The following is a 20,532-nucleotide window of genomic DNA, read 5'->3' on the forward strand; positions in this document are numbered from 1 at the left end:
ATTGCAACAGTTTATTGTTCAGCCGTGATCATCGAGCGTTGAACCGAAACGGTCTGGCAACGGCCTGCCGGCGATTGCCAAGCAAACGGAGCTTTAGTACCGCCCGCGCTCGATGCGCTCCCCAGCTGTTCCTGACCGCGATCCGATCGGCTGGTGCCTCGTCCTGTCGCTCGGCTTCTGGGCGCTTTGTCTGGTACGCCTGACGACCCCGTCCAGCTTTTATTTCGACGAGGTCCATTACTTGCCGGCCGCGCGGGAATATCTCGCCCTGGGTTCGTTCACGAACCGGGAGCATCCGCCTCTGGGCAAGGAACTGATCGCGCTTGGCATCTATCTGTTCGGCGACAACGCCTTCGGCTGGCGCTTCCTGCCCAGCATTATGGGCGGGCTAACCCTTTTCGCCGGCATGAGGGCACTGTGGTTCGCGAGCCAGAGTCGTTTCGCCACGGTGGCCTACGGTATTCTGCTCGCCACCGGCTTTTATCTGTTCGTCAATGCGCGGATCGCAATGCTCGACATCTTCATGGTGGGCTTTGCCACGCTGGCGTTCTGGCAATTAGCAGCCGCAGTGCGCGAGCCGGAGACCAGCAGAGCCCGCCTTGCTTTTGCCGGGGTGGCCCTCGGCCTCTCCATGGCATCGAAATGGAATGTTCTCCTCGTGGCAATGCTGCCGGGCATCGTCTTTCTGGTCGCTCGCGCCATGGCAGGGCGCCGACGCCTGCTGATGTCGCGTCGAGGTGCCCCGGTGCCGGGTATCACCTTGCTCGAGGCGGCATTGTGGTTGGGCGTGGTGCCGCTAGCAGTCTATGCCCTCACCTTTATTCCGGCCTGGTTTTTCGCCAACGGTGCGCTCGGCAGTCCTGGAGCACCGTCAGGCCTGATTGCGCTGCACCATCAGGCCCTGACGCTGCAGGAAAGCGTCGTCAAATCGCACCCCTATCAGAGCCGGTGGCCCCAGTGGGTGCTCAACTCTCGTTCCATCTGGTTTCTGTACGAGGAGGTGGATGGCGCGCAGCGTGGAGTCCTGCTGATCGGGAACCCACTCACCATGCTCCTGGGCATTCCGGCCCTCGTTTGGGCCGCCCGCGAAGGCGTGGTGCGCCGCAACTGGGCGGCCCTGGGCTGCGTGCTGATCTATGCGGCCAGTCTGGGGTTATGGATCGCGGCCAACAAACCGGTTCAGTTCCTCTATCATTACTTCCTGCCCAGCATGGCGATGCTCGGCGCGCTGGCGCTGGCGCTCGATGCGATACGGCGGTCCGGACGACAATGGCTCGCGCTCGCCCCACTCGTGCTGGCGACGGGTCTCTTCGTCTATTTCTATCCGATCCTGAGCGCCGCGCCCCTCAGCGGCAACCAGGCATTCGTGCAATGGATGTGGCTCGACCGTTGGCGTTGAGCTAGGCTATCTGCCGCATTTCCTGCAGAACCGCATCGGTGATTTGGTCGGTGCCCGCGTCGCCGCCCAGGTCGGCGCCGCGTATGCCATTCCCCAGCACGGCCCCCACCGCCCGTTCGATCCGCGCGGCTTCCGCGGCACGGCCGAGCGAATGCCTCAACAGCATGGCCAGGCTCAGGATGGCGGCCATGGGGTTGGCCCTGTTCTGGCCCACGATGTCGGGCGCGCTGCCGTGGATCGGTTCGAACATCCCGAAGGTGCCGTATTGCGTCGAGCGCTCGCCCAGCGAGGCGCTGGGAAGCAATCCGATCGAACCGACGCAGGCGCTGGCCTGATCGGACAGGATGTCGCCGAACAGATTGCCCGTCAGAACCACGTCGAACTGGCCGGGGCTGCGCACCATCTGCATCGCCGCGTTGTCGACATACATGTGCTCCAGCGCGATGCCGCGATATTCGGCCGCCACCTCGCTTACGATTTCGCGCCAGACACGGCTGGTCTCGAGAACATTGGCCTTGTCGACGCTGGTCACCTTGCCGCGCCGGCGCTCGGCGGCGCGGAAGGCGGTGTGAGCAATGCGGCGGACCTCGCTTTCGCGATAGGCCATGGAATCCCAGCCCTCGCGCTCGCCACCCTTGGTCGTGCGCTCTCCCTTGGCGCCGAAATACACGTCACCGGTCAATTCGCGGACCACGAGCAAGTCGATGCCCCGGGCAAGTTGGGGCTTGAGCGGTGATAGATCCTCGAGGCCCGGCCATCCGGCGGCGGGGCGAAGATTGGCGAAGAGGCCCAGCTCCCGGCGCAAACCCAGGATCGCCTGTTCGGGACGCAGGTCCCGCGTCAGCGTATCACATTCGGGGTCCCCCACGGCACCGAACAGGACCGCGTCGGCGGACTTCGCGATCTCGAGCGTCTCGGAGGGAAGCGGCAGGCCATGGCGGCGATAGGCCGCAGCACCCACATCCCCTTCGAAGAGGGTGAGATCGGGAAGGTCCAGTGCGTCCAGGACCTTCAGCGCGGCCTGGGTTACCTCTGGCCCGATCCCGTCACCGGGAAAAACTGCAATCTTCATAGAATCATCCGCCCCAACCGCTCGGTCAGCAATGTACGGGCGGCCATAACATCGGTGCGGCTGTGAGCAAGCAAGCGGTGGGCAATCGGCGATTCGAGGCGCGCCAGCCAGTCCAGGCCCTCTTCCACTCCCGATATGTCGGGTCGGCCCACATCGCTCCCGCCATACCCGAGCTCGCGCAGAAGAAGCACCTCATACGCGACCAGCGCTTCCAGCCATCCCCTTGCGGACGGCGCCGAGCAAATCGCATCGAGCAGCGCGGACAGTCCCGCCAGCAGGGCCGGGTATGGATGGCGTTCTGGCAGAGTCGCCGCCGTCACGGCGGTGGCCCAGGCAATGGCGGCGGCGGCCAGCGGTTCGCCCAGCCAGGGGCCGCGACTGGTCACAAGTTCGAGCCGCGCATAGGGCAGCTGGCTGTCCGATCGGGCACGGATGTCCGCGGCCACGGTGTTGCCGGGAATGACGACGGGACGGAGCGTGCGTCCGCGTCCCCCCGCCACATAGGCTGCGACCACGCCCGCTTCTTCGGTAAGCAGACGAGCGATAACCGCAGTTTCACCGTGGGCTCGTGCGGCGATCAAAATGGCATGGGCGGCAAGTTGCATTATGCGCCTGGTTAGGCGCTGGTCAGCCGGTGGCCAAGCTCTCCTTAGAAGCCTTGACCGCCAGCGATTTCTTGCGTCCCAGCGACCAGTTCGCCTGCATCCTCACTTCGGGGTTGGGCGCGCACCAGATCTCGCCTGTGGCATCGATCGCCGTCACCCATAGCAGATTGTGTTCGGGGCCGTAGTCGATCACGGCCAGCGCGTAGCCATCCCCCCTTCCCAGCACATGAAGCGGAATGGGTGGATCGAGTTGAGTGAGCATGATGCGGGTGCCCTTTTCCAATGCAAGAGCAATCGCCGCCGTGGGCACGGTGTTCCCGCGATAAACCTTTATCGGCTGGACGCTTCCAGCGCCGCCACGCGGGACTTGAGATCCTCGGCCTCCTCGCGCGCCTTTGCCGCCATCGCCTTGACCGCTTCGAATTCCTCGCGGCTGACAAAATCCATCCCGCCCAGCGCTTCCTTCATCCGTTCGCGCGCGCCATCGCGTGCCTCGCGGGTCATTCCTGCGAAGGTGCCCGCCGCGGCGTTGGCGAGCTTGACGAAATCGGCGACAAGGGGATTCTGGGATTGCATGTCCGCTATCTAGGGTGGCGGGCGCCCGCGATCAATCGCCGATCCGCACGCGCGCCGCGGCCTCACCGGTGGCCGGCGCGCCGTCGGCACTTGGATTGAGTTCGAGAAACTGCCAGTTCAGCACCGTTGCGAACAGCGCCCAGGCCAGATAGGGGATCATCAGCAGGCCCGCCACGGGCCTGATGCGCCAGAACAGCACGGTTGTCACGATCACCAGAAGATCGAGCACCGCGATCACGATCAGCCCGCCGGTAATCTGATGGGCGCCGAAAAACACCGGGCTCCACGCCAGATTGACCACGAACTGCAGAGCGAACACCGCAATGGCCAACCCCCGGCCGCGTGCGCCCCATGCACTGCCCACCAGAGCCAGAGCCAGGCCCATCAGCGCATAAAGGATCGACCACACAATCCCGAATGTGGCGGGAGGGGGAAAGATGGCAGGCTTCGCCAGATTGTCGAACCAGACATTGTCCGGCCCGCTCTGTGCCAGTTGCCCGGACAGGAAGCCCAGCAACAGGCAGGCAGGGATGCAAATCAGCGCCCATCGCAAAAGGCTGCCGCGCAACTGCTCCCGCGAAGCGAGGAAATTCATCTCGATCGACCCCTTGGTTCGCGAATCGTGCGGCCATGTTTCTGGCGGGCGCGACGCCGCATGGCAATGCGGCGCGCGTTCCCGACGTGCGCAATCCACCGTCCTGCGCGTTGCGCCGACGACCGTCAGCGCATCAGGACAAGTTCTTCCGCCATCGTCGGATGTATGGCTGTCGTCGCATCGAAATCCGCCTTGGTGAGCCCGGCCTTCACCGCGATCGCGGCTGCCTGCATCATTTCGGGCGCATCGGGCGCGATCATGTGAATGCCCACGATCTTGCCGTTCTCGCCATCGCAGATCATCTTGATCAGGCTGCGCTCGTTGCGGCCCGCCAGCACGTTCTTCATCGGGCGAAAATCGCTGAGGTAGACCTTCACGCTGCCCAGCTTGCTCTTGGCTTCCCCCTCGGTCATTCCCACCGCAGCGATGGGGGGATGGCTGAACACGGCGCTGGGAATGCAGCCATGGTCCACCGCCACCGGATCGCCGCCGCCGAATACGGTATCCGCGAAAGCCTGTCCTTCGCGGATGGCAACCGGCGTCAGCTGTACGCGGTCGGTCACGTCGCCGACTGCATAGATGTGATCCACATTGGTCTTGCTGAAGCGGTCGACCTTCACCTCTCCCTGCTCGCCCAGCTCGACCCCGGCCGCTTCCAGACCCAGATCCTTGGTATTGGGGACGCGGCCGACTGCGAACAGCACCAGATCGGCTTTCTCCTCGTCGCAGTCGGAAAGCTTCACGAAATAGCCGCCCTCGTCGCAGGGCTTGATGTATTCGAAGGTGGTGTTGAAGCGGAACTTGATCCCCTTCATCGTGGAAATCTGCAAGAGCCGGTCGCGCACGCCTTCATCGTAGGATCGCAGCAGCCGGTCGCCCCGGTTCACGATGTGGACGTCGCAGCCAAATTCATTGAAGATGCCGGCGAATTCATTGGCGATGTACCCGCCCCCGGCGATGATGATCTTCCGGGGTAATTCATCGAGATGGAAGGCGTCGTTCGAACTGATCGCGTGTTCCGCGCCCTGGCATTCGGGCATGCGCGGATGGGCGCCGGTAGCGATCAGGATATAGCGCGCGGAAAATTTGGAGCCATCCGCCAGAGTGATTTCATGCGGCCCCGTGATCGTGGCGCGCTGCTTGAAAATCTCGACGTCGTGATTTTCGAGCGTGTCCGTATAGGCGCCTTCCAGTCGGTCCACGTCGGCAAGCACATTGTCGCGCAGCTTCTTCCAGTCGAAGCTCTTGCCTTCGATTTCCCAGCCGAACTTCTGGCAATCTTCGAGATCCTCGGCGAAGTGCGCGCCATAGACGAGCATCTTCTTGGGCACGCAGCCGCGGATGACGCAGGTCCCTCCGACGCGATGCTCCTCCGCGATCGCGACCTTGGCCCCATGAGCCGCCGCGACCCGCGAAGCCCGCACGCCGCCCGATCCCGCGCCGATGGTGAAAAGGTCGTAATCGTAATCGCCCGTCTGGGTTTGCGCCATGAATGCACTCCTTTGCGCGCGCTATGACGAGGGCGGGCGGGATTGCCAACCATGCAGACCCAGTGAAGTCAGTCCGCCGGAGGCTCACGAAGAATTGCGAGCGCGAGCGCGGCGACTGCGATAGAGCGGAGACTTGCGGGATCTAGATCCGCTCGCATCGTCAGCGTGGGTTCGCCGGAAAGGTCCAAAGCCCCCACCGCGCGTTCTCCGATCTCGAACACATAGCCCGCCGGCGTGATCGTTGTCATGCCCGTGCCTTCGATCGAATGGATGGAGTGGAAGCGCACCTCCCGGCCATCGAACCCGATCTCGCCTGCCCGCTCCTCACGGAACGCGGAAGCTTCGCGGCCCATTACCTCACGTAGTTCAAACCGCGCATTCAATCTTTGCCCGCCACGCTCGAAAAGGCAGCCGTAGGTTACCGGAGCGGTGGTAATTTCTGTACTGCCGAGGTCAATCGAACGACTGGTAACCTCGCAATTGGCGGTAACAGGTTCCGTCAGCGCGCCACCGCGAATTGTGAAGCTGGTCCAGGCCTGGCGCTTCCTGTCCCCCAGAAGAAGCGGCGACCGGGACATAGAGTTGTCGAAGCTTCCGCTGTACGGCCCCGCGACAAATGCGCCTTTCGTCGGGCCGTTGACCCCTTCGATGACTATTCGTGTTCCACCATCGGCGAGCCCGGCAGGAAGCCGCATTTGCGCGGGCGCGCATGACGCAACGAACAAACTCAATGCCGCGGTAGCTAAAGGTTTCATCCGAAGCCCCCCTTCGCGCGACGCCATTCCCGTAGGACGCCGTGTACCTGATCCAAAGGACAATGGCGACTTTCGGGATGAACTGCAGCTTACCGGATCACTGTATCCCGCTCGCCTGTCAGCTGCGACCGGCGCCGCCGCCAGACCTGCGGCGACGATTGCGACCGCCGCCGCCCCCACCGGAGCGCTGTGCCGGCTGGCCGCCCTGACCGGCGGACTGGCCGCCGCCCTGCCCATCACGACGCGGCTTGCCCGCGCGGCTGGGGTGCTTCTTCTTGGGGCGCGGATCGGTCCGGTCGCTTTCGTCCCCGCGCTGCGCCTGCCCACCACGGGGCGTAATCTTCGGCCTGGCGAGACGGGGCTTCTGTTCGCGCTTGGTCGGGCCGACGCCTTCCACCACAGCCCGGAAGTTCTCGGGCAGGTCGAGCCGCTCGAACTCGGCATCCGTCGTCTTGCGGATATCCTTGAGATAGGCGCGCTCGTCCTCGGCGCAGAAGGCAATGGCGATGCCGTCGGCTCCGGCGCGAGCGGTCCGCCCGATGCGGTGGACGTATTGCTCGGGAACGTTGGGCAGTTCGAAATTGATCACATGGCTGACGCCCGGAATGTCGATCCCGCGCGCCGCGACGTCGGTCGCCACGAGTACCGGGGTCTTGGCCGACTTGAACTCGGACAGCGCGCGTTCGCGCTGGGGCTGGCTCTTGTTGCCATGAATGGCGTTGGCCGGCACGCCGATCTGAGCCAGCTTCTTCACCACACGGTCTGCGCCATGTTTGGTGCGGGTGAAGACAAGCACGCGTTCCAGCTTGCCCGGGATCGGATGGCGCCCCTTGAGGATCATTTCGATCAGGGTCTGCTTTTCGTCCTGCTGGACCATGAAAAGATACTGCTCGATCCGCTCGGCGGTGGTGCTTTCCGGCGTTACCGACACCTGCACGGGCTCGCGGCAATATTGCCCCACGAGATCCTTGATCGCCTTGGGCATGGTGGCGCTGAAGAACAGGGTCTGGCGCTCCTTTGGCACCAGCTGGCTGATCTTGCGCAGCGCGTGGATGAAGCCGAGGTCGAGCATCTGGTCCGCCTCGTCGAGGACCAGGATCTCGACGCCGGAAAGTCCGAACGCCTTCTGGTCGATGAGGTCGAGCAAACGGCCTGGCGTGGCGACGAGAATGTCGGTGCCGCGATGCAGCTTGTTGCGATCTTTGTTGACCGAGGTGCCGCCGACGATCGACTGCACCTTGAGGCCCGCCATGGCGCCGTAATCCTTGGCGCTCTGCGCGATCTGGCCCGCAAGCTCTCGCGTCGGAGCCAGAACCAGCATGCGGCAGGACTTGAACGGCGTCTGGTTTTCGGCATCACGCAGCCGATCGATGCTGGGCAGCATGAAGGCGGCGGTCTTGCCGGTGCCCGTCTGCGCTATGCCGAGCAGGTCGCGGCCCTTGAGGACCGGGGGGATTGCTTGCGCCTGGATAGGCGTCGGCGTCGAATACCCCTTGAGGTCTAGCGCCTGGAGGACGGGCTGCGAAAGCCCGAGATCTTCGAAGCGAAGATTGTCTGAAGTCTGTGTCATGAAAACTCGCAATATATGCGGCGCGCAGCCGAAATGGCGCGCGGCGCGGGGGAGATAACCACCCGCGTGAAAAGGGAAGTCTGGAAAAAGAAACCGAGGCACGGCCGGGGCGGAGGATTTAACCCTTCCGCCGCTTCACGCTGGCTGGCGCGCTTCGACGGAGCGGCATGTGGCCGCTGCACCGCACAAAGTCAAGATCGGACGGGCGCGGACAGGACGCTCAATTACGCACCACGAGTGTCGCGGGCGCGGAAGTTCACGGTAAGGTCAGGCCAAAACGCTTGCCCATATGTCTGCCAAGTCCACCCGTTTCCCGGTTTCGAATCAGCGGCGTAACAGTGTCCGGACCACTCAATAGAAAGCCGCGGCGGTGTAGGAAAATCCTATTTGTGAAGGCTGTGTTGCCTACTGCCGCCACAGGTTTTTCAGTCTTACCGTGCGCCGTCGGCGACCAGTCCCAGAGCCAGGTTTCCGCTATCCGCATTGGTAAATTCCGGCTCTGCGCGCTCGGGCGCGCGCTCGCCCTCGTAGGTAATCCGATAGATCACGCCGTTTTCGTCATCGGACAGATAGAGAGCGCCGTCCGGACCCTGCGCCATCCCGGCCAGGCGGCCCATCTGGCCCCAGCCGGTTGGGCTTTCCTCGTCCTTCATCAGAAATCCGGTAAGGAAGGGCTTCATGGCTACTGGCCGTCCATTCTCGAAATCGACGCGCAGGACCTCGTAACCCGAAGGTGGCTGGCGGTTCCACGATCCGCGCATCGCGACGAAAGCATCGCCGCTGTATTCCGCAGGCAGGCGGCCCCGCGTGGCGAAAGCAAGCTGCATGGGCGCGGAATGCGGCGTGTGGAGACCGATCGGCTCCTGACTACCGGCCGCATAGTCGGAAAAGCTCTGGTCGGGCGGCGTATCCTGCGGATTGAACCGCGACATCGCGTAGACATAAGGCCAGCCATAACGCTTGCCGTCTTCGAGGCGATTGAACTCCTCGTGCTGCTCGTTGTCGCCTAACCAATCTATCCCGTGGTCGAAGCCATAGGCGGTGCCGGTCGCGGGTTCGAAGCCATATCCGATGGTGTTGCGAAGCCCGGACGCAAAAATGCGCCGATCGGACCCGTCGGGGTTGAGCGAGACGATTGTCGCGTTCTCATCATTGGTTTCGCCGCACGCGTTGCAGGTCGATCCCACCGAGACATAGAGCCGATTGTCCGGGCCCATGACCACCATGCGATTGGGATGTTGCCCGCCTTCCGGGAAATCGCCCGCGATCTTTTCCAGTTCCCCTAGCGTGCCGTCGGCATTCCGGGGGGCACGGTAGAGATCGTTGACGGTCATGAGATAGACCGTGTTTCCGGCTACCTCGATACCGTGCATCTGCTCCTTGCTCGCCGCCACGCGGTTGACGTCGGCCACACCATCGCCGTTCGTATCGCGCAGCATCAGAACATCGCCCTGCTTGCGGCGGGTGAGGTAGAGCGTACCATCGTCCGCGATCCGCATCATCCGCGCATTCTTCAGATCGCGGGCGAAAACATTAATCGCAAAACCGGGCGGCAGCGCCAACCGGTCCATCCGGTCCTGGCTCCATTCCAGCGGAACCGGCTTCAGCACATGGCCGGTGATCTCCACACCCTTGCGACCGCGATCCTCGTCGGCGGAAGGATCGCTGCTGCCGGCTCCGGCCTGTGCGACGGCGGGCGCGGCGGAGGCGAGCGCGCCAAGCGTTGCGAACGTAGCGAGACTGCGGGTGGCGAAGCGCATGGGCGTAATCCTGTGGCTAGGTAACCCTAACCCAGCGTTCCGCCGGCAAACCGGTTCCCCCGCGGAAATCGGCCTTTGTCAGCCCTTGGCGCTGAAAGGGCTATAGCTCCTGGGACGGCGGGGCCGGTTCGCGCAAACGGACGGGTGCAGCGCCACGTCCGCACAGCCGAAGGCCACCATCAGCGCGCTATGCTGACTTCTCACCGATGACCAAGCCAAAGGCCCCATGCCGGTCAGCAGTGGCAAGCATTACCCTTGGGTGTGATGCACCAATCGCATTCCGGCCCCAGTACATAAGCCTCGCGACCCACTTCTTGCCGGGCCTCGGGATCGATCCCCATAACTTTAAGAGCTTGCGCGGAGTCAGACTCCCAGAGCGCCTGGAATTCGGGTTCGGTTTCAAGCCGTTTTTGAAATGCTTCGATCTTTTCCAGAGCAGCTTCGGCCTTTTTACGGAACTCGCCGAGGTCCGCCGCCATCACTTTTGCAGTTTTTACGGTCATAGAGCATGCCTTCCAATCTTGCTGGTGGCTGCGACCTTCCTTGTTCTGTTTATGCCTTCGACATATCCCATTGCCTAATCCGGTTCAACCGCACCTTCGGCCGGTGACCCCCTTCATAAAACTGTATCGCGGCGGGACAGGGGCGGAGATTCCTACATCATATGATGCATCGTCAATCGCCTGACGCCTCGACGACGTGTATACACGCACTTGGAAGACGGTGCCGATTGTGCGGCTCCGCACAAGAAGAGACGATCCGACTATGCGCGTTAGAAATGCACTTTATCCCGCCGTTTTAGCCGCACTTGCGATCAGCGGCGCGCCCGCGCTCGCCAAGAACGGTGGCGGCAAACCAAACCCCGCGCCGGTCAATCTGTCTTGCGATACCACTTATGGCAGCGTGATCAGCGGTGCGGTGGCGTGCTTCGGCTTCGTGACGGGCAATGCCTTCGGTGGCAGCAGCGACAAGATCAACCTTCAGAACCTGGGCCTCGGCGGCCTGGGCAGCACGGTCACCTTGACCGGCGGCAGCAATTCGGCGGGATCGCTGGGCTGGAACGATGTTTTCAAAACCACGTCGCTGGGCGGCGCAGGTAGCGACACCATCCAGTTCGGCCAGACTCTCTACGGCAAGCAGATCGTCGGTGCGCACTTCGGTAACATGGCCGGTCCGGCGAAGAATGTCAGCGTGTTCTGGCTGTTCGATTTCGGCAAGACCGGTGCGAGCGGCGTGACACTCAAGAACACCCAGGGCTTCTCCAACGCCCAGGTTTACAACGGGGCATTCCCTGGCGGCAATGCGGGCGCGGTTCCCGAACCTGCTACCTGGGCGATGCTCATCCTCGGCTTCGGCGTAGTCGGTGGCGTGATGCGCCGCGCCGCGAAGCGCGTGTCGGGCCTCTCGCTGGCCTGAACAAGGCGCCGCCACTGGCGGAATTGCCGAACCCCACTGAAATCTTCGCATCGTTCGAGCGTGCAGTTGTCAGGCCACGCTCGGGCGGTGCGAATTCGTTTCGTTCGGGTGCGATCCTCTAGATTGTCATCCTTGCCGCCGCCGGTTCGGGTCGTCGGACTTCCCATTTCACGCGGACGGTTTTCCCCGCGCCCGCGGTCATGCGTTGATGCCCGCCGCTGACAGCAAGGCCTCGGTACTGGCATCGAAGCTTTCGCCGCCTTTTTCGATCTTGTTCGCGATCTGCTTGCCCAATTCCACGCCGAACTGATCGAAGGGATTGATTCCCATCAGCACGGCGTTGGCGAAGGTGCGATGTTCGTGGAAGGCGATGAGCGCGCCCAGCGTCGCCGGATCGATATCGTCGCACAGGATCGTGGCGCTTGGCCGGTCTCCGGGATAGTTTCGCGCCGGGTCTTCCCCCTCCTTGCCCGCCATCAGCGCCGCGCCTTGCGCAAAGCAGTTCATCAGCAGGATGCGGTGATGCGCCGGATCGAGCATGTCGCCCGGCGCCACGCTGGCGATGAAATCCACCGGCACCTCCACGGTGCCCTGGTGCAGGAGCTGAAATACGGCGTGCTGGGCATCCGTCCCCACCCCGCCCCAGGTGATCGGGGCGGTAGGACCATCCGCGGGCTTCATATCCGCCGTGACCCGCTTGCCATTCGATTCCATCTCCAGCTGCTGGAGATAGCTGGGAAACAGCGCCAGCCGCTCGTCGTAGGCGAAGACGCCGCGCGTCTGGCATCCGCGCAGGCGCGTGTAGAGCTGATCCGCGAAGGCGGCCCGCAGCGGCAGGTTGTCGCGCCCCTCGGTCTCCGCGAAATGCATGTCCACCGCCTGCGCGCCGGCGAGCATGGCTTCGAAATCCTGCCACCCTGTGGCCATCGCCACGGGAAAGCCGATGGAGGACCACAGCGAATAGCGCCCGCCCACGCTTTCGGGGAAAGGCAGAATGCGGGTTTCGTCCACCCCCCATTCGACCGCCTTTTCCGGGCTGGCGGTCAGAGCGACGACGCGCCCATGCGGATCGGAGACGCCGTTGTCCCTCAGCCAGGCCAACGCACTCTGCGCGTTTGTCATCGTTTCGATGGTGGTGAATGTCTTGCTGGCGACCGCGATCATGGTGGTCGCCGGATCGCAGGCCGCACACGCCGTTTCGAGCGCCACGCCATCGATGTTGGAGACCACATGCACGTCCGTCTCGGCGAAATCATAGGCCAGCGCGCGTACCGCCAGAGCTGGCCCGAGCGCGCTGCCGCCGATGCCGATATGGATGAGGTGATTGATCTCGCCAAAGGTCCCGCTGTGGATCGCCTCGACCAGCATGCGCATCCGCTGATGAAGCGCGGCGGCCTCCTCCACGTCGCTTTCCGAACCAACCCCTCGCTGCGCCGTATGGGTGGCGGCCCGGCCCTCGGTCACGTTCACTGTCTCGCCGCCTAGCAGCGCTTCTCGCTTGTTCGCGAAGCCGCATGCCTCGGCAAGTGTCTCGAAACCGGCCAGATAGGCGTTGTCGAGGTGGGTTTTGGACCAGTCGAACAGGATTCCCGCCGCCGTGGCGCCTTCGCCCCATTCGATACGATCGCTCAACATGGAGACGCGATCCGCACCGGCCGGTTCATCACCGCCCTCGCCCCCGTCGCGGGCGGCGCTGAACAGTTCGCCCAGCGTGGGGCGCGGCAGGTTTTCGAGATGCTTCCAGGCGGTCGAGATGGCGTCGGACACGCGAAATTCCTTTCGGGTTGCTCCCAAACGCGACTAGGGACTGCCGCGATGAATGCAAACCCCGAGATCGCCTCCGCGGCTTCCTCGACACGGCCCCGCGCCGCGGGGAGCCGCCGGCGCAGTTTCTGGCCCGTTTTTCTGGGTGTGCTGGCAGGGGTGGTCGCCTTCCGCAGCTTCGTGTTCACGCCTTTCACCATTCCCAGCGAGAGCATGCTGCCAAGTCTGGTCAACGGGGATTACCTGGTCGCGGCGAAATGGCCGTATGGCGTCTCGCGCTGGTCGCTTCCCTTCGACGCTCCGCTGATCGAGGAGAAGATCGGTGCCGCCATGCCTAGACGCGGGGACGTGGTGATTTTCCGTCACCCCGTCGACCACAGCGAATATATCAAGCGCGCCATCGGCCTTCCCGGCGACACGGTGGAGATGCGCGCGGGCAGGCTTATCCTCAACGGCGAAGCGGTTAAGAGGCGCCGCATCGACGACTTTCTCCTGGCGGTAAGCCCCAATACGCGCTGTGCATGGGGCGCGTCGCAGCAGACCGATGGCGATGGCCGCGATCTTTGCCGCTATGCCCGCTTCAGCGAGACGCTACCTTTCGGCAGCAGCTACACCGTGCTGGATTTCGGAGCCACGCCGCAGGACGATTATGGCCCCGTCACGGTGCCGCCGGGGCACGTCTTCATGCTGGGCGACAATCGCGACAACTCGCAGGACAGCCGCTTCCCCGCGCGGGCGGGCGGCGGCGTCGGCATGGTCCCGGAAAACCTGCTGGTGGCGCGCGCCGAGATGGTGCTGTTTTCCACCGACGGTTCGGCCCTGTGGTATAAGCCATGGACATGGTTCACGGCGGCGCGCTGGGGCCATATGGGCGAGAAATTATGAGCAAGCTCGAATCACGAACCCTCAAATGGCTGGCCGATACAGGTTTCACCGTTCGCACGCCCGCCATGTGGACCGCCGCGCTGACGCACGGCAGCACCGGCGAACATGACAATTACGAACGGCTGGAATTCCTCGGCGACCGGGTCCTGGGCCTGTCCGTCGCACATTGGCTGTACGATGCGATGGCCGAACCGGAAGGCACGTTGGCGACGCGGCTGAACGCCATGGTCAGCCGCCAGATGTGCGCGGAGGTCGCGCGCGGAATCGGCGTCCCCGAGCATGTGCGCGTTTCCAAACAGGCCGACAGCGACGGCGGGCGGGACAGCGACAATATCCTTGGCGATGTGATGGAGGCTCTGCTGAGCGCACAATATCTCGACAATGGGTTCCAGGCCGCGTTCGATCTGGTCCATCACCTTTGGCGTCCGGCGCTCGAAAGCGGGGACGGCAGCCGCAAGCATCCCAAGAGCGCGCTGCAGGAATGGGCCGCGGGCAACCAGCGCAAGCCGCCCGAATATGAGGTGATCGGCAAGTCCGGCCCTGACCACAAGAAGTCTTTCACCGTGCGCGTGCGCGTTCACAAGGTCGGCGAAGCGGAGGGCACCGCTTCCAGCAAGGGCGCGGCGGAACGGGAGGCGGCCAGGGCCTTCATGGAGCGTTACGGATGACTCGCTGCGGTCTCATTGCCGTTATCGGCGCGCCCAACGCGGGCAAGTCGACGCTCGTCAACGCGCTGGTCGGCCAGAAGGTCGCGATTACCAGCGCCAAGGCACAAACGACGCGTGCGCGGATGCTGGGCATCGCGATCGAGGACGATACGCAGATGATCCTGGTGGACACACCCGGCATCTTCGCTCCGAAAAGGCGGCTGGATCGCGCCATGGTAAGTGCCGCCTGGGAAGGCGCCGAGAGTGCCGATGCGGTTCTGCTGATGGTAGATCCCGTGAAGCAGCGGCGACACGAACTGGAACCCCTGCTGGAGGCGCTGGCCAACCGGCCCGAGAAGAAGATCCTGGTCCTCAACAAGGTCGATGTCGCCAAGAAGGAACCTTTGCTCGCGCTGGCACAGGATCTGACCGGTAAAGTGGAGTTCGCCGAAGTTTTCTTCATCTCCGCGCTGACAGGTGACGGCGTGCCCGAAATGAAGACTGCGCTCGCGAGCATGATGCCCGAGGCGGAATGGATGTACCCGGAAGATCAGGTCTCCGACGCGAGCGAACGCCTGCTCGCCACGGAAATCACCCGCGAACAGCTTTACCGCCAACTTCACGAAGAACTGCCTTACGACAGCGCCGTCCGGCCCGAACTGTACCAGCACCGCCCCGATGGAAGCCTGGAAATCCACCAGCAGATCGTGGTCGTGCGCGACAATCAGCGCGCCATCGTTCTCGGCAAGGGTGGTAGCAGGATCAAGGCAATCGGCGAGGCTGCGCGCAAGGAGCTGACCGAACTGCTTGGCGTGAAGGTTCACCTGTTCCTGCATGTGAAAGTGGAAGAGAACTGGAGCGAGGACCGCGAAATCTTCGAGGAAATAGGTCTGGAATGGACGAAGTAGCGCGACAAAGCGTTGCCGCCATGTGGGCTCGCTTCCGCGAAAGCTGTCCGGACCTGCCCGAAACCCCTCCCCTCGCATTCCATTTTTGCGACAATCGCGACGATGCCGACGAATGCGCCAATCTGGTTGTGATCGGTCAGAAGCAGGCCACCGCGGCATCGCTCAAGGAATTGGAGATAGCCGGTCAGGAAGTGGCGCGCCCGGGCGACTATTTCGTCATCACCGATTACGATGGGACCGCACGCGCGGTCATCAGGACGACATCGGTCGAGATTACCCGCCTTGGCGATATCGACGCAGCGTTCGCCTGGGACGAAGGCGAAGGGGATCGCACGCTCGAATGGTGGCAATCAGTGCATCGGGCCTATTACAGCCGCGTGCTGGCCGGGACCGGGGTTGCGGTGGACGACGATCTGCTGATCGCCTGCGAAAGGTTTGAGACCGTTTTTACCGGCTGATCATGGCGCAGGCGCTCGCTGCAGCGCGCGAAAACGGACCATGCTGCACACTGCGGCGACGGCCGCCAGGACGGCGGCAAATGTCATGGGAAGCGGCCCCGTGCCAAGACCGCCCGCCAGCAGAATTCCGATCATCACCGCGCCCAGCGTCTGACCAAGTAGGCGTGATGTGGACAGCAGTCCGCCCGCCGCGGCCGCGCGGCTCTTGGGCGCGCGACCGATGATAAGGCGCGAATTGGGCGAAAAGAACAGGGCGAAGCCGAACGCGGCGACGCCAAGACGCCATGCGATGCCGAAGGGACCCGGATCGCCATTCATCAGTGCCAGCAGGCCTAGGCCAACGATCGCGATGGACATTCCCGTCACCCCCAGCTTGGTCGCATCGATCCGGTCCGACAGCCAGCCGGCCGTGGGAGAGATCACGAGCATCGTGAGCGGATAGGGCAGCAGCAGCAGCCCGACCTCGGACGGCGAATATCCGAAGCCCTGCTGGAAACGGAACGGCAGGGCCACCATCAGCGCCGCGCTGGCCATGAAGGCCGCGATCGCGGCGAGGGACGAAAACCCCAGCACCGGGCGCGCCAGCAGATCGACGGGCACCACCGGGTTTGCGCGCGCCTTCTCCCGGCGGACGAGCCAGATAGCCGATAGCGCGCCGGCGATCACCGCTCCGATACCCGGCCACTGCGTTGCGCCGTGGGTGGCCCATTGCAATCCCCCGATCAGAAGAAGCACCGTGATCGCGCTCCACAAGCCGCTCACGATCTCTCGCTTGCGGTCTGGATGTGCGACTGGATCGGGCAGGCTGCGGCCCAGCAGCAGGGAAACGATCGCCATGGGCGCCGCCGATACGAACACCCAGCGCCAATCGAGATGCTGGACGATAAAACCCCCCAAGGTGGGGGCCAGCGCCGCGGAACTCGCCACGATCACGCTGTTGATGCCCAGCCCGCTACCGAGCTTTGCCGAAGGATAGATATTCCTCAGCATGCCCGCCGATACGCTGAGCGCCATGCCTGCCCCCAGCGCCTGTCCGACACGCGCAACCAGCAGCCAGGCGAAATCGGGCACCAGAAAGGTCAGGGCCGACGCGACGAGGAAGATCATCTGCCCGGCCTGATAGAGCTTTCGATGGCCGATGCGATCGCCCATGCTGGAAAATGGCAGCAGCGCCATCACCAGAACCAGCTGATAGACGGTCACGACATTCGTGACGGCCCCGTTCCCCACGCCCAGTTCGCGCGCGATCGTCGGCAGCGCCACATTGGCCACGGCGCCATCCAGCACGAACAGCGCGCTGCCGAAGCTGATCGCGGCGATCGCCCAGACACGGCGCGGCATGGGAAGGCCGTCGCTTTCCTCGGTCACTGGCCCACGTGTCAGAGTTTCGCTCAGATCTCGCAATTGCGGCATCAAACCCTAACGCGGGACTGCCCGATAAGGGTCAGCACGCACGGAAAACGGACCGTCAACGCTTCTTGGCGATGGTGATATTGTTCTTCTTGGCGAAGTCCTTGGTCGATTCCTCGCTCCGGTTGAGCGCCCTGGCGATTTCCTTCAGACCTTTGCCCTTGCCTGCCAGCGTGCGGAGCTGCCCAGCCTCTTCCCCGTTCCACAGCTGCTTGTGCCGTTCGAAGCGTTCCTTGGCCATCAATCGACCTTCTTCATGATGTAATCCCCGGCGTCCTCCATCTGTTTGCCGCGTCTGGTCAGCTCCGCCCCGCACCGCTCGAACAGCTGCGGCATTTCTTCGGGATCAAGCGATTGAGCAACCGAAAGCAACGCCGCGCTCAGATCGATGTCGGGGTTCGCACCAAAGATCTTTCCTGCAAAGAATACGGACCCCATCATCCCCATGGATTTCGTCTCGGCATCGTCGCTCATGACGAGCTGCGAAACCGCGCCAAAGCATTTCAGATCCTCCTGAAGCGCGGTGTCCTGAGCGGACAATGCAGAGGCCGACATCGTCGAGCCGACTAGCGACAGGGCCATCAGAGCACCGCGCGAAGTGAGCTTGCAGGTCATTACGCCTTGGCCTCCTTTTTGGCCGGAGCCTTCTTTGCGGCAGGCTTTTTTGCCGAAGCCTTCTTCGCCGGGGCCTTCTTCTTGGCGGGCGCCTTGCGCTTCTTCTTTGCCGGCCCCTTGGCGGCGCGCGCGTCGATCAGCTCGATCGCCTGCGCTTCGCTCAGGTCCTCCGGTTTCACGTCCTTGGGAATGGTCGCGTTGGTGGTGCCATCGGTGACATAGGGGCCATATCGGCCCGGCATCACCTTCATCTCGCCGCCGCTGGTGGGATGTTCGCCCAGCGTCTTGATCGGTTCGGCCTTGGCGCGCCCACCGCCGCGGTTGGCGGCTTGCGCCAGAATGTCGACCGCGCGGTTCATGCCAACCTCGAAGACCTCCTGCGTCGACGACAGCTTGCCGTATTTGCCGTCGTGGCGAAGATAGGGCCCATAGCGGCCAATGGCGGCCTCGATTTCCTTGCCCGTTTCGGGATGCGTGCCGACGATGCGGGGCAGGCTGAGCAGCTTCAGCGCCCATTCGAGGTCGAAATCGTCCAGATCCTTGGGGATGCTCGCGCGCTTGGCTTCCTTCCCCTCTCCCAACTGCACATAGGGGCCGAAACGGCCCGTCTTGCGTTCAACGGGCAGGCCGGTTTCGGGATCCTCGCCCAGCACCGCGTCTTCCTCTGCGCCCTCCCCGCTGCCGCCCGGTTGCGCGAACTGGCGGGTATATTTGCATTCGGGATAGTTGGCGCAGGCGACGAAGGCGCCGTATTTGCCGCCCCGCAGCGCCAGCCGCCCGCCATCGCGTCCTTCGGCATCGCACTGCGGGCACCAGCGGGGCTCGTGGCCGTCCGCCCGCTCGGGAAAGAGGAAGTCGGACAGGAACTCGTCGAGCACCTCGGTGACTTCCGAAGGCTTCTTCTCCATCACCTCTTCGGTCTTGGGCTTGAAATCGCGCCAGAAACTCTCGAGCAGCTTCTTCCAGTCCTCGCGCCCGTCGGAAACCGTGTCGAGCTCGTCTTCCATCCCCGCCGTGAATTCATAGGCGACGTAGCGCTCGAAGAACCGCTCGAGAAATGCGGTCAGAAGCCTGCCGCTTTCCTCGGGGAAGAAGCGCTTTGATTCCATGCGGACATAGGCGCGGTCGCGCAGGGTCTGGATCGTGGCCGCATAGGTGGACGGCCGGCCGATGCCCAGTTCCTCCAAACGCTTGACCAGCGAAGCTTCGGAAAAACGCGGCGGCGGCTGGGTGAAGTGCTGCGTGGCATCCACGCTCTTCTTCGCTGGGGCATCGCCCTTGCGCATCAACGGCAGCAGACCGTCCTCGTCCTCTTCCGAATCGTCGAACCCTTCCTGATAAACCGCCAGGAACCCTGAGAATTTCACCACCTGTCCGGTGGCACGCAATTCGTGCTGGCCCGTGGGATCGCGCATGGTGACGGTGGTGCGTTCGAGCAGCGCAGTCGCCATCTGGCTCGCCATCGCGCGCTTGAAGATCAGATCGTAGAGCTTCGCCTCGTCGCCCGATCCCACGCGGTCGCGCTTGAAATCGGTTGGGCGGATCGCCTCGTGCGCTTCCTGCGCGTTCTTGGCCTTGGACGAATAGAAGCGCGGCTTCTCTGGCACATAATCGGGGCTGAACCGATCGCCGATGGCGTCACGCGCGGCGTGGATCGCGCCCATGTCCATCTGCACACCGTCGGTACGCATATAGGTGATGGCGCCCGCCTCGTAGAGCGTTTGCGCCAGGCGCATGGTGTGGCTGGCGGAAAAGCCCAGCTTTCGGGCGGCTTCCTGCTGCAGGGTGGACGTGGTGAACGGCGGGGCCGGGTTGCGCTTCAGCGGCTTGGTCTCGACCTCCTCGACCGTGAAGCGCGCGCCGTCCACAGCGGCTTTGGCGGCCATGGCGCTTCCCTCGTCGCCCAGGGTCAGCTTGTCGAGCTTCTTGCCGTCGAAGCGAACAAGCCGGGCGGTAAAGTCGGTCCCGTCATGCGCCATCTGCGCCGCGACCGACCAGTATTCCTGAGCCCGGAAAGCCTCGATCTCGCGCTCGCGGTCGACGATCAGGCGCAGCGCCACCGATTGCACGCGCCCTGCGCTCTTGGCCCCGGGCAGGCGCCGCCACAGCACCGGGCTGAGCGTGAAGCCATAGAGATAATCGAGCGCGCGGCGGGCGAGGTAAGCGTCGATCAGCGGCTGATCGAGCTCGCGCGGGGCCTTCATCGCCTCGGTCACTGCCTGCTTGGTAATGGCGTTGAAGGTGACGCGCTCCACCTCTTTGGGTAGCGCCTTGCGCTTGGCAAGCAGTTCGCGGACGTGCCAACTGATCGCCTCCCCCTCGCGATCGGGGTCGGTCGCCAGGATCAGGCGGTCGGCCTTCTTGGCGTTGTCGGCGATGTCCTTGAAGCGGCTCTGCTTGTCGCGATAAAGCTCCCAGTCCATCGCGAAGCCTTCGTCCGGGCGGACGCTGCCGTCCTTTGGCGGCAGGTCTCGGACATGGCCGTAGGAGGCGAGGACCTTGAAGTCCTTGCCGAGGTATTTTTCGATGGTCTTGGCCTTGGCCGGGGATTCTACGATAACAAGCTGCATGATTTTTCCGGGGCGTTCCTTACGCGTGTACGTGTAC

General features: G+C 63.6%; 21 protein-coding genes. 6 read left to right on the forward strand and 15 right to left on the reverse strand.

Going from position 1 to position 20,532, the window contains the following annotated elements; translation table 11 throughout:
* Positions 1–112: 112 nt before the first annotated feature.
* Positions 113–1,399: a phospholipid carrier-dependent glycosyltransferase gene (locus ACFDTG_RS01500; protein ID WP_375289313.1), complete on the forward strand. Its 1,287-nt coding sequence runs from the start codon at positions 113–115 to the stop codon at positions 1,397–1,399.
* A gap of 1 nt (position 1,400) precedes the next feature.
* Here the strand turns inward: ACFDTG_RS01500 and leuB are convergent, their stop codons facing one another.
* The 10 genes from leuB to ACFDTG_RS01550 form a co-directional block, all read right to left on the reverse strand.
* Positions 1,401–2,471 carry a 3-isopropylmalate dehydrogenase gene (gene leuB, locus ACFDTG_RS01505; RefSeq protein WP_375289314.1) on the reverse strand — a complete coding sequence of 357 codons (1,071 nt, stop codon included), beginning with the start codon at positions 2,469–2,471 and terminating at the stop codon, positions 1,401–1,403.
* A complete protein-coding gene (locus ACFDTG_RS01510) occupies positions 2,468–3,076 on the reverse strand; it encodes a recombination protein O N-terminal domain-containing protein (protein WP_375289315.1) in 609 nt (202 codons plus the stop codon). Before ACFDTG_RS01510 ends, leuB begins: the two co-directional genes overlap by 4 nt.
* A gap of 22 nt (positions 3,077–3,098) precedes the next feature.
* The gene (locus ACFDTG_RS01515; protein WP_375289316.1) at positions 3,099–3,338 is read right to left on the reverse strand and encodes a hypothetical protein; all 240 of its coding nucleotides are present in this window, start codon (positions 3,336–3,338) and stop codon (positions 3,099–3,101) included.
* A gap of 68 nt (positions 3,339–3,406) precedes the next feature.
* Complete coding sequence (locus ACFDTG_RS01520; protein ID WP_375289317.1) at positions 3,407–3,652, reverse strand: accessory factor UbiK family protein; 246 nt, start codon at positions 3,650–3,652, stop codon at positions 3,407–3,409.
* A gap of 31 nt (positions 3,653–3,683) precedes the next feature.
* Entirely contained in the window at positions 3,684–4,247 is a 564-nt protein-coding gene (locus ACFDTG_RS01525) for a TspO/MBR family protein (protein WP_375289318.1), read from the reverse strand.
* A 125-nt stretch (positions 4,248–4,372) separates the two neighbouring features.
* On the reverse strand, positions 4,373–5,737 hold the full coding sequence (gene gorA, locus ACFDTG_RS01530) for a glutathione-disulfide reductase (RefSeq protein WP_375289319.1): 1,365 nt from the start codon (positions 5,735–5,737) through the stop codon (positions 4,373–4,375).
* A gap of 68 nt (positions 5,738–5,805) precedes the next feature.
* Positions 5,806–6,432: a hypothetical protein gene (locus ACFDTG_RS01535; RefSeq protein WP_375289320.1), complete on the reverse strand. Its 627-nt coding sequence runs from the start codon at positions 6,430–6,432 to the stop codon at positions 5,806–5,808.
* Positions 6,433–6,610: 178 nt separating this feature from the next.
* On the reverse strand, positions 6,611–8,062 hold the full coding sequence (locus tag ACFDTG_RS01540; protein ID WP_375289321.1) for a DEAD/DEAH box helicase: 1,452 nt from the start codon (positions 8,060–8,062) through the stop codon (positions 6,611–6,613).
* Positions 8,063–8,493: 431 nt separating this feature from the next.
* The gene (locus ACFDTG_RS01545) at positions 8,494–9,822 is read right to left on the reverse strand and encodes a PQQ-dependent sugar dehydrogenase (protein WP_375289322.1); all 1,329 of its coding nucleotides are present in this window, start codon (positions 9,820–9,822) and stop codon (positions 8,494–8,496) included.
* 233 nt (positions 9,823–10,055) lie between these two features.
* Complete coding sequence (locus ACFDTG_RS01550) at positions 10,056–10,325, reverse strand: hypothetical protein (protein ID WP_375289323.1); 270 nt, start codon at positions 10,323–10,325, stop codon at positions 10,056–10,058.
* A gap of 262 nt (positions 10,326–10,587) precedes the next feature.
* Between ACFDTG_RS01550 and ACFDTG_RS01555 the strand changes: the two genes are divergently transcribed.
* Positions 10,588–11,238: a PEPxxWA-CTERM sorting domain-containing protein gene (locus ACFDTG_RS01555; protein ID WP_375289324.1), complete on the forward strand. Its 651-nt coding sequence runs from the start codon at positions 10,588–10,590 to the stop codon at positions 11,236–11,238.
* 198 nt (positions 11,239–11,436) lie between these two features.
* Here the strand turns inward: ACFDTG_RS01555 and pgi are convergent, their stop codons facing one another.
* Positions 11,437–13,005, reverse strand: a complete 1,569-nt coding sequence (pgi, locus tag ACFDTG_RS01560) for a glucose-6-phosphate isomerase (RefSeq protein WP_375289325.1) — start codon at positions 13,003–13,005, stop codon at positions 11,437–11,439.
* 48 nt (positions 13,006–13,053) lie between these two features.
* Here pgi and lepB point away from each other — a divergent pair, with 48 nt between their 5' ends.
* Genes lepB through ACFDTG_RS01580 form a run of 4 tightly spaced genes read left to right on the forward strand, consistent with a single transcriptional unit; the run spans position 13,054 to position 15,900 of the window.
* A complete protein-coding gene (lepB, locus tag ACFDTG_RS01565; protein WP_375289326.1) occupies positions 13,054–13,887 on the forward strand; it encodes a signal peptidase I in 834 nt (277 codons plus the stop codon).
* A complete protein-coding gene (rnc, locus tag ACFDTG_RS01570; protein ID WP_375289327.1) occupies positions 13,884–14,555 on the forward strand; it encodes a ribonuclease III in 672 nt (223 codons plus the stop codon). The genes lepB and rnc overlap by 4 nt, the downstream gene beginning before the upstream one ends.
* On the forward strand, positions 14,552–15,442 hold the full coding sequence (gene era / locus ACFDTG_RS01575) for a GTPase Era (protein ID WP_375289328.1): 891 nt from the start codon (positions 14,552–14,554) through the stop codon (positions 15,440–15,442). The genes rnc and era overlap by 4 nt, the downstream gene beginning before the upstream one ends.
* Positions 15,430–15,900, forward strand: a complete 471-nt coding sequence (locus ACFDTG_RS01580; RefSeq protein ID WP_375289329.1) for an ASCH domain-containing protein — start codon at positions 15,430–15,432, stop codon at positions 15,898–15,900. The genes era and ACFDTG_RS01580 overlap by 13 nt, the downstream gene beginning before the upstream one ends.
* Here ACFDTG_RS01580 and ACFDTG_RS01585 read toward each other — a convergent pair whose 3' ends face one another.
* From ACFDTG_RS01585 to topA, 4 genes are all read right to left on the reverse strand, one after another.
* Entirely contained in the window at positions 15,901–17,268 is a 1,368-nt protein-coding gene (locus tag ACFDTG_RS01585; RefSeq protein ID WP_375289330.1) for an MFS transporter, read from the reverse strand.
* A gap of 100 nt (positions 17,269–17,368) precedes the next feature.
* Positions 17,369–17,551 carry a hypothetical protein gene (locus ACFDTG_RS01590; protein ID WP_375289331.1) on the reverse strand — a complete coding sequence of 61 codons (183 nt, stop codon included), beginning with the start codon at positions 17,549–17,551 and terminating at the stop codon, positions 17,369–17,371.
* Positions 17,551–17,925: a hypothetical protein gene (locus tag ACFDTG_RS01595; protein WP_375289332.1), complete on the reverse strand. Its 375-nt coding sequence runs from the start codon at positions 17,923–17,925 to the stop codon at positions 17,551–17,553. The genes ACFDTG_RS01590 and ACFDTG_RS01595 overlap by 1 nt, the downstream gene beginning before the upstream one ends.
* The gene (topA, locus tag ACFDTG_RS01600; protein ID WP_375289333.1) at positions 17,925–20,495 is read right to left on the reverse strand and encodes a type I DNA topoisomerase; all 2,571 of its coding nucleotides are present in this window, start codon (positions 20,493–20,495) and stop codon (positions 17,925–17,927) included. Before topA ends, ACFDTG_RS01595 begins: the two co-directional genes overlap by 1 nt.
* Positions 20,496–20,532: the final 37 nt, after the last annotated feature.

The organism is Qipengyuania sp. (genome assembly GCF_042095715.1).
Taxonomy (GTDB): Bacteria; Pseudomonadota; Alphaproteobacteria; order Sphingomonadales; family Sphingomonadaceae; genus Qipengyuania.

Coding starts and splice junctions, on each gene's coding strand:
- ACFDTG_RS01500 (WP_375289313.1), top strand. CDS start 113: ATGCGCTCCCCAGCTGTTCCTGACCGCGATCCGATCGGCTGGTGCCTC.
- leuB (WP_375289314.1), bottom strand. CDS start 2,471: ATGAAGATTGCAGTTTTTCCCGGTGACGGGATCGGGCCAGAGGTAACC.
- ACFDTG_RS01510 (WP_375289315.1), bottom strand. CDS start 3,076: ATGCAACTTGCCGCCCATGCCATTTTGATCGCCGCACGAGCCCACGGT.
- ACFDTG_RS01515 (WP_375289316.1), bottom strand. CDS start 3,338: ATGCTCACTCAACTCGATCCACCCATTCCGCTTCATGTGCTGGGAAGG.
- ACFDTG_RS01520 (WP_375289317.1), bottom strand. CDS start 3,652: ATGCAATCCCAGAATCCCCTTGTCGCCGATTTCGTCAAGCTCGCCAAC.
- ACFDTG_RS01525 (WP_375289318.1), bottom strand. CDS start 4,247: ATGAATTTCCTCGCTTCGCGGGAGCAGTTGCGCGGCAGCCTTTTGCGA.
- gorA (WP_375289319.1), bottom strand. CDS start 5,737: ATGGCGCAAACCCAGACGGGCGATTACGATTACGACCTTTTCACCATC.
- ACFDTG_RS01535 (WP_375289320.1), bottom strand. CDS start 6,432: ATGCGGCTTCCTGCCGGGCTCGCCGATGGTGGAACACGAATAGTCATC.
- ACFDTG_RS01540 (WP_375289321.1), bottom strand. CDS start 8,062: ATGACACAGACTTCAGACAATCTTCGCTTCGAAGATCTCGGGCTTTCG.
- ACFDTG_RS01545 (WP_375289322.1), bottom strand. CDS start 9,822: ATGCGCTTCGCCACCCGCAGTCTCGCTACGTTCGCAACGCTTGGCGCG.
- ACFDTG_RS01550 (WP_375289323.1), bottom strand. CDS start 10,325: ATGACCGTAAAAACTGCAAAAGTGATGGCGGCGGACCTCGGCGAGTTC.
- ACFDTG_RS01555 (WP_375289324.1), top strand. CDS start 10,588: ATGCGCGTTAGAAATGCACTTTATCCCGCCGTTTTAGCCGCACTTGCG.
- lepB (WP_375289326.1), top strand. CDS start 13,054: ATGAATGCAAACCCCGAGATCGCCTCCGCGGCTTCCTCGACACGGCCC.
- rnc (WP_375289327.1), top strand. CDS start 13,884: ATGAGCAAGCTCGAATCACGAACCCTCAAATGGCTGGCCGATACAGGT.
- era (WP_375289328.1), top strand. CDS start 14,552: ATGACTCGCTGCGGTCTCATTGCCGTTATCGGCGCGCCCAACGCGGGC.
- ACFDTG_RS01580 (WP_375289329.1), top strand. CDS start 15,430: ATGGACGAAGTAGCGCGACAAAGCGTTGCCGCCATGTGGGCTCGCTTC.
- ACFDTG_RS01590 (WP_375289331.1), bottom strand. CDS start 17,551: ATGGCCAAGGAACGCTTCGAACGGCACAAGCAGCTGTGGAACGGGGAA.
- ACFDTG_RS01595 (WP_375289332.1), bottom strand. CDS start 17,925: ATGACCTGCAAGCTCACTTCGCGCGGTGCTCTGATGGCCCTGTCGCTA.
- topA (WP_375289333.1), bottom strand. CDS start 20,495: ATGCAGCTTGTTATCGTAGAATCCCCGGCCAAGGCCAAGACCATCGAA.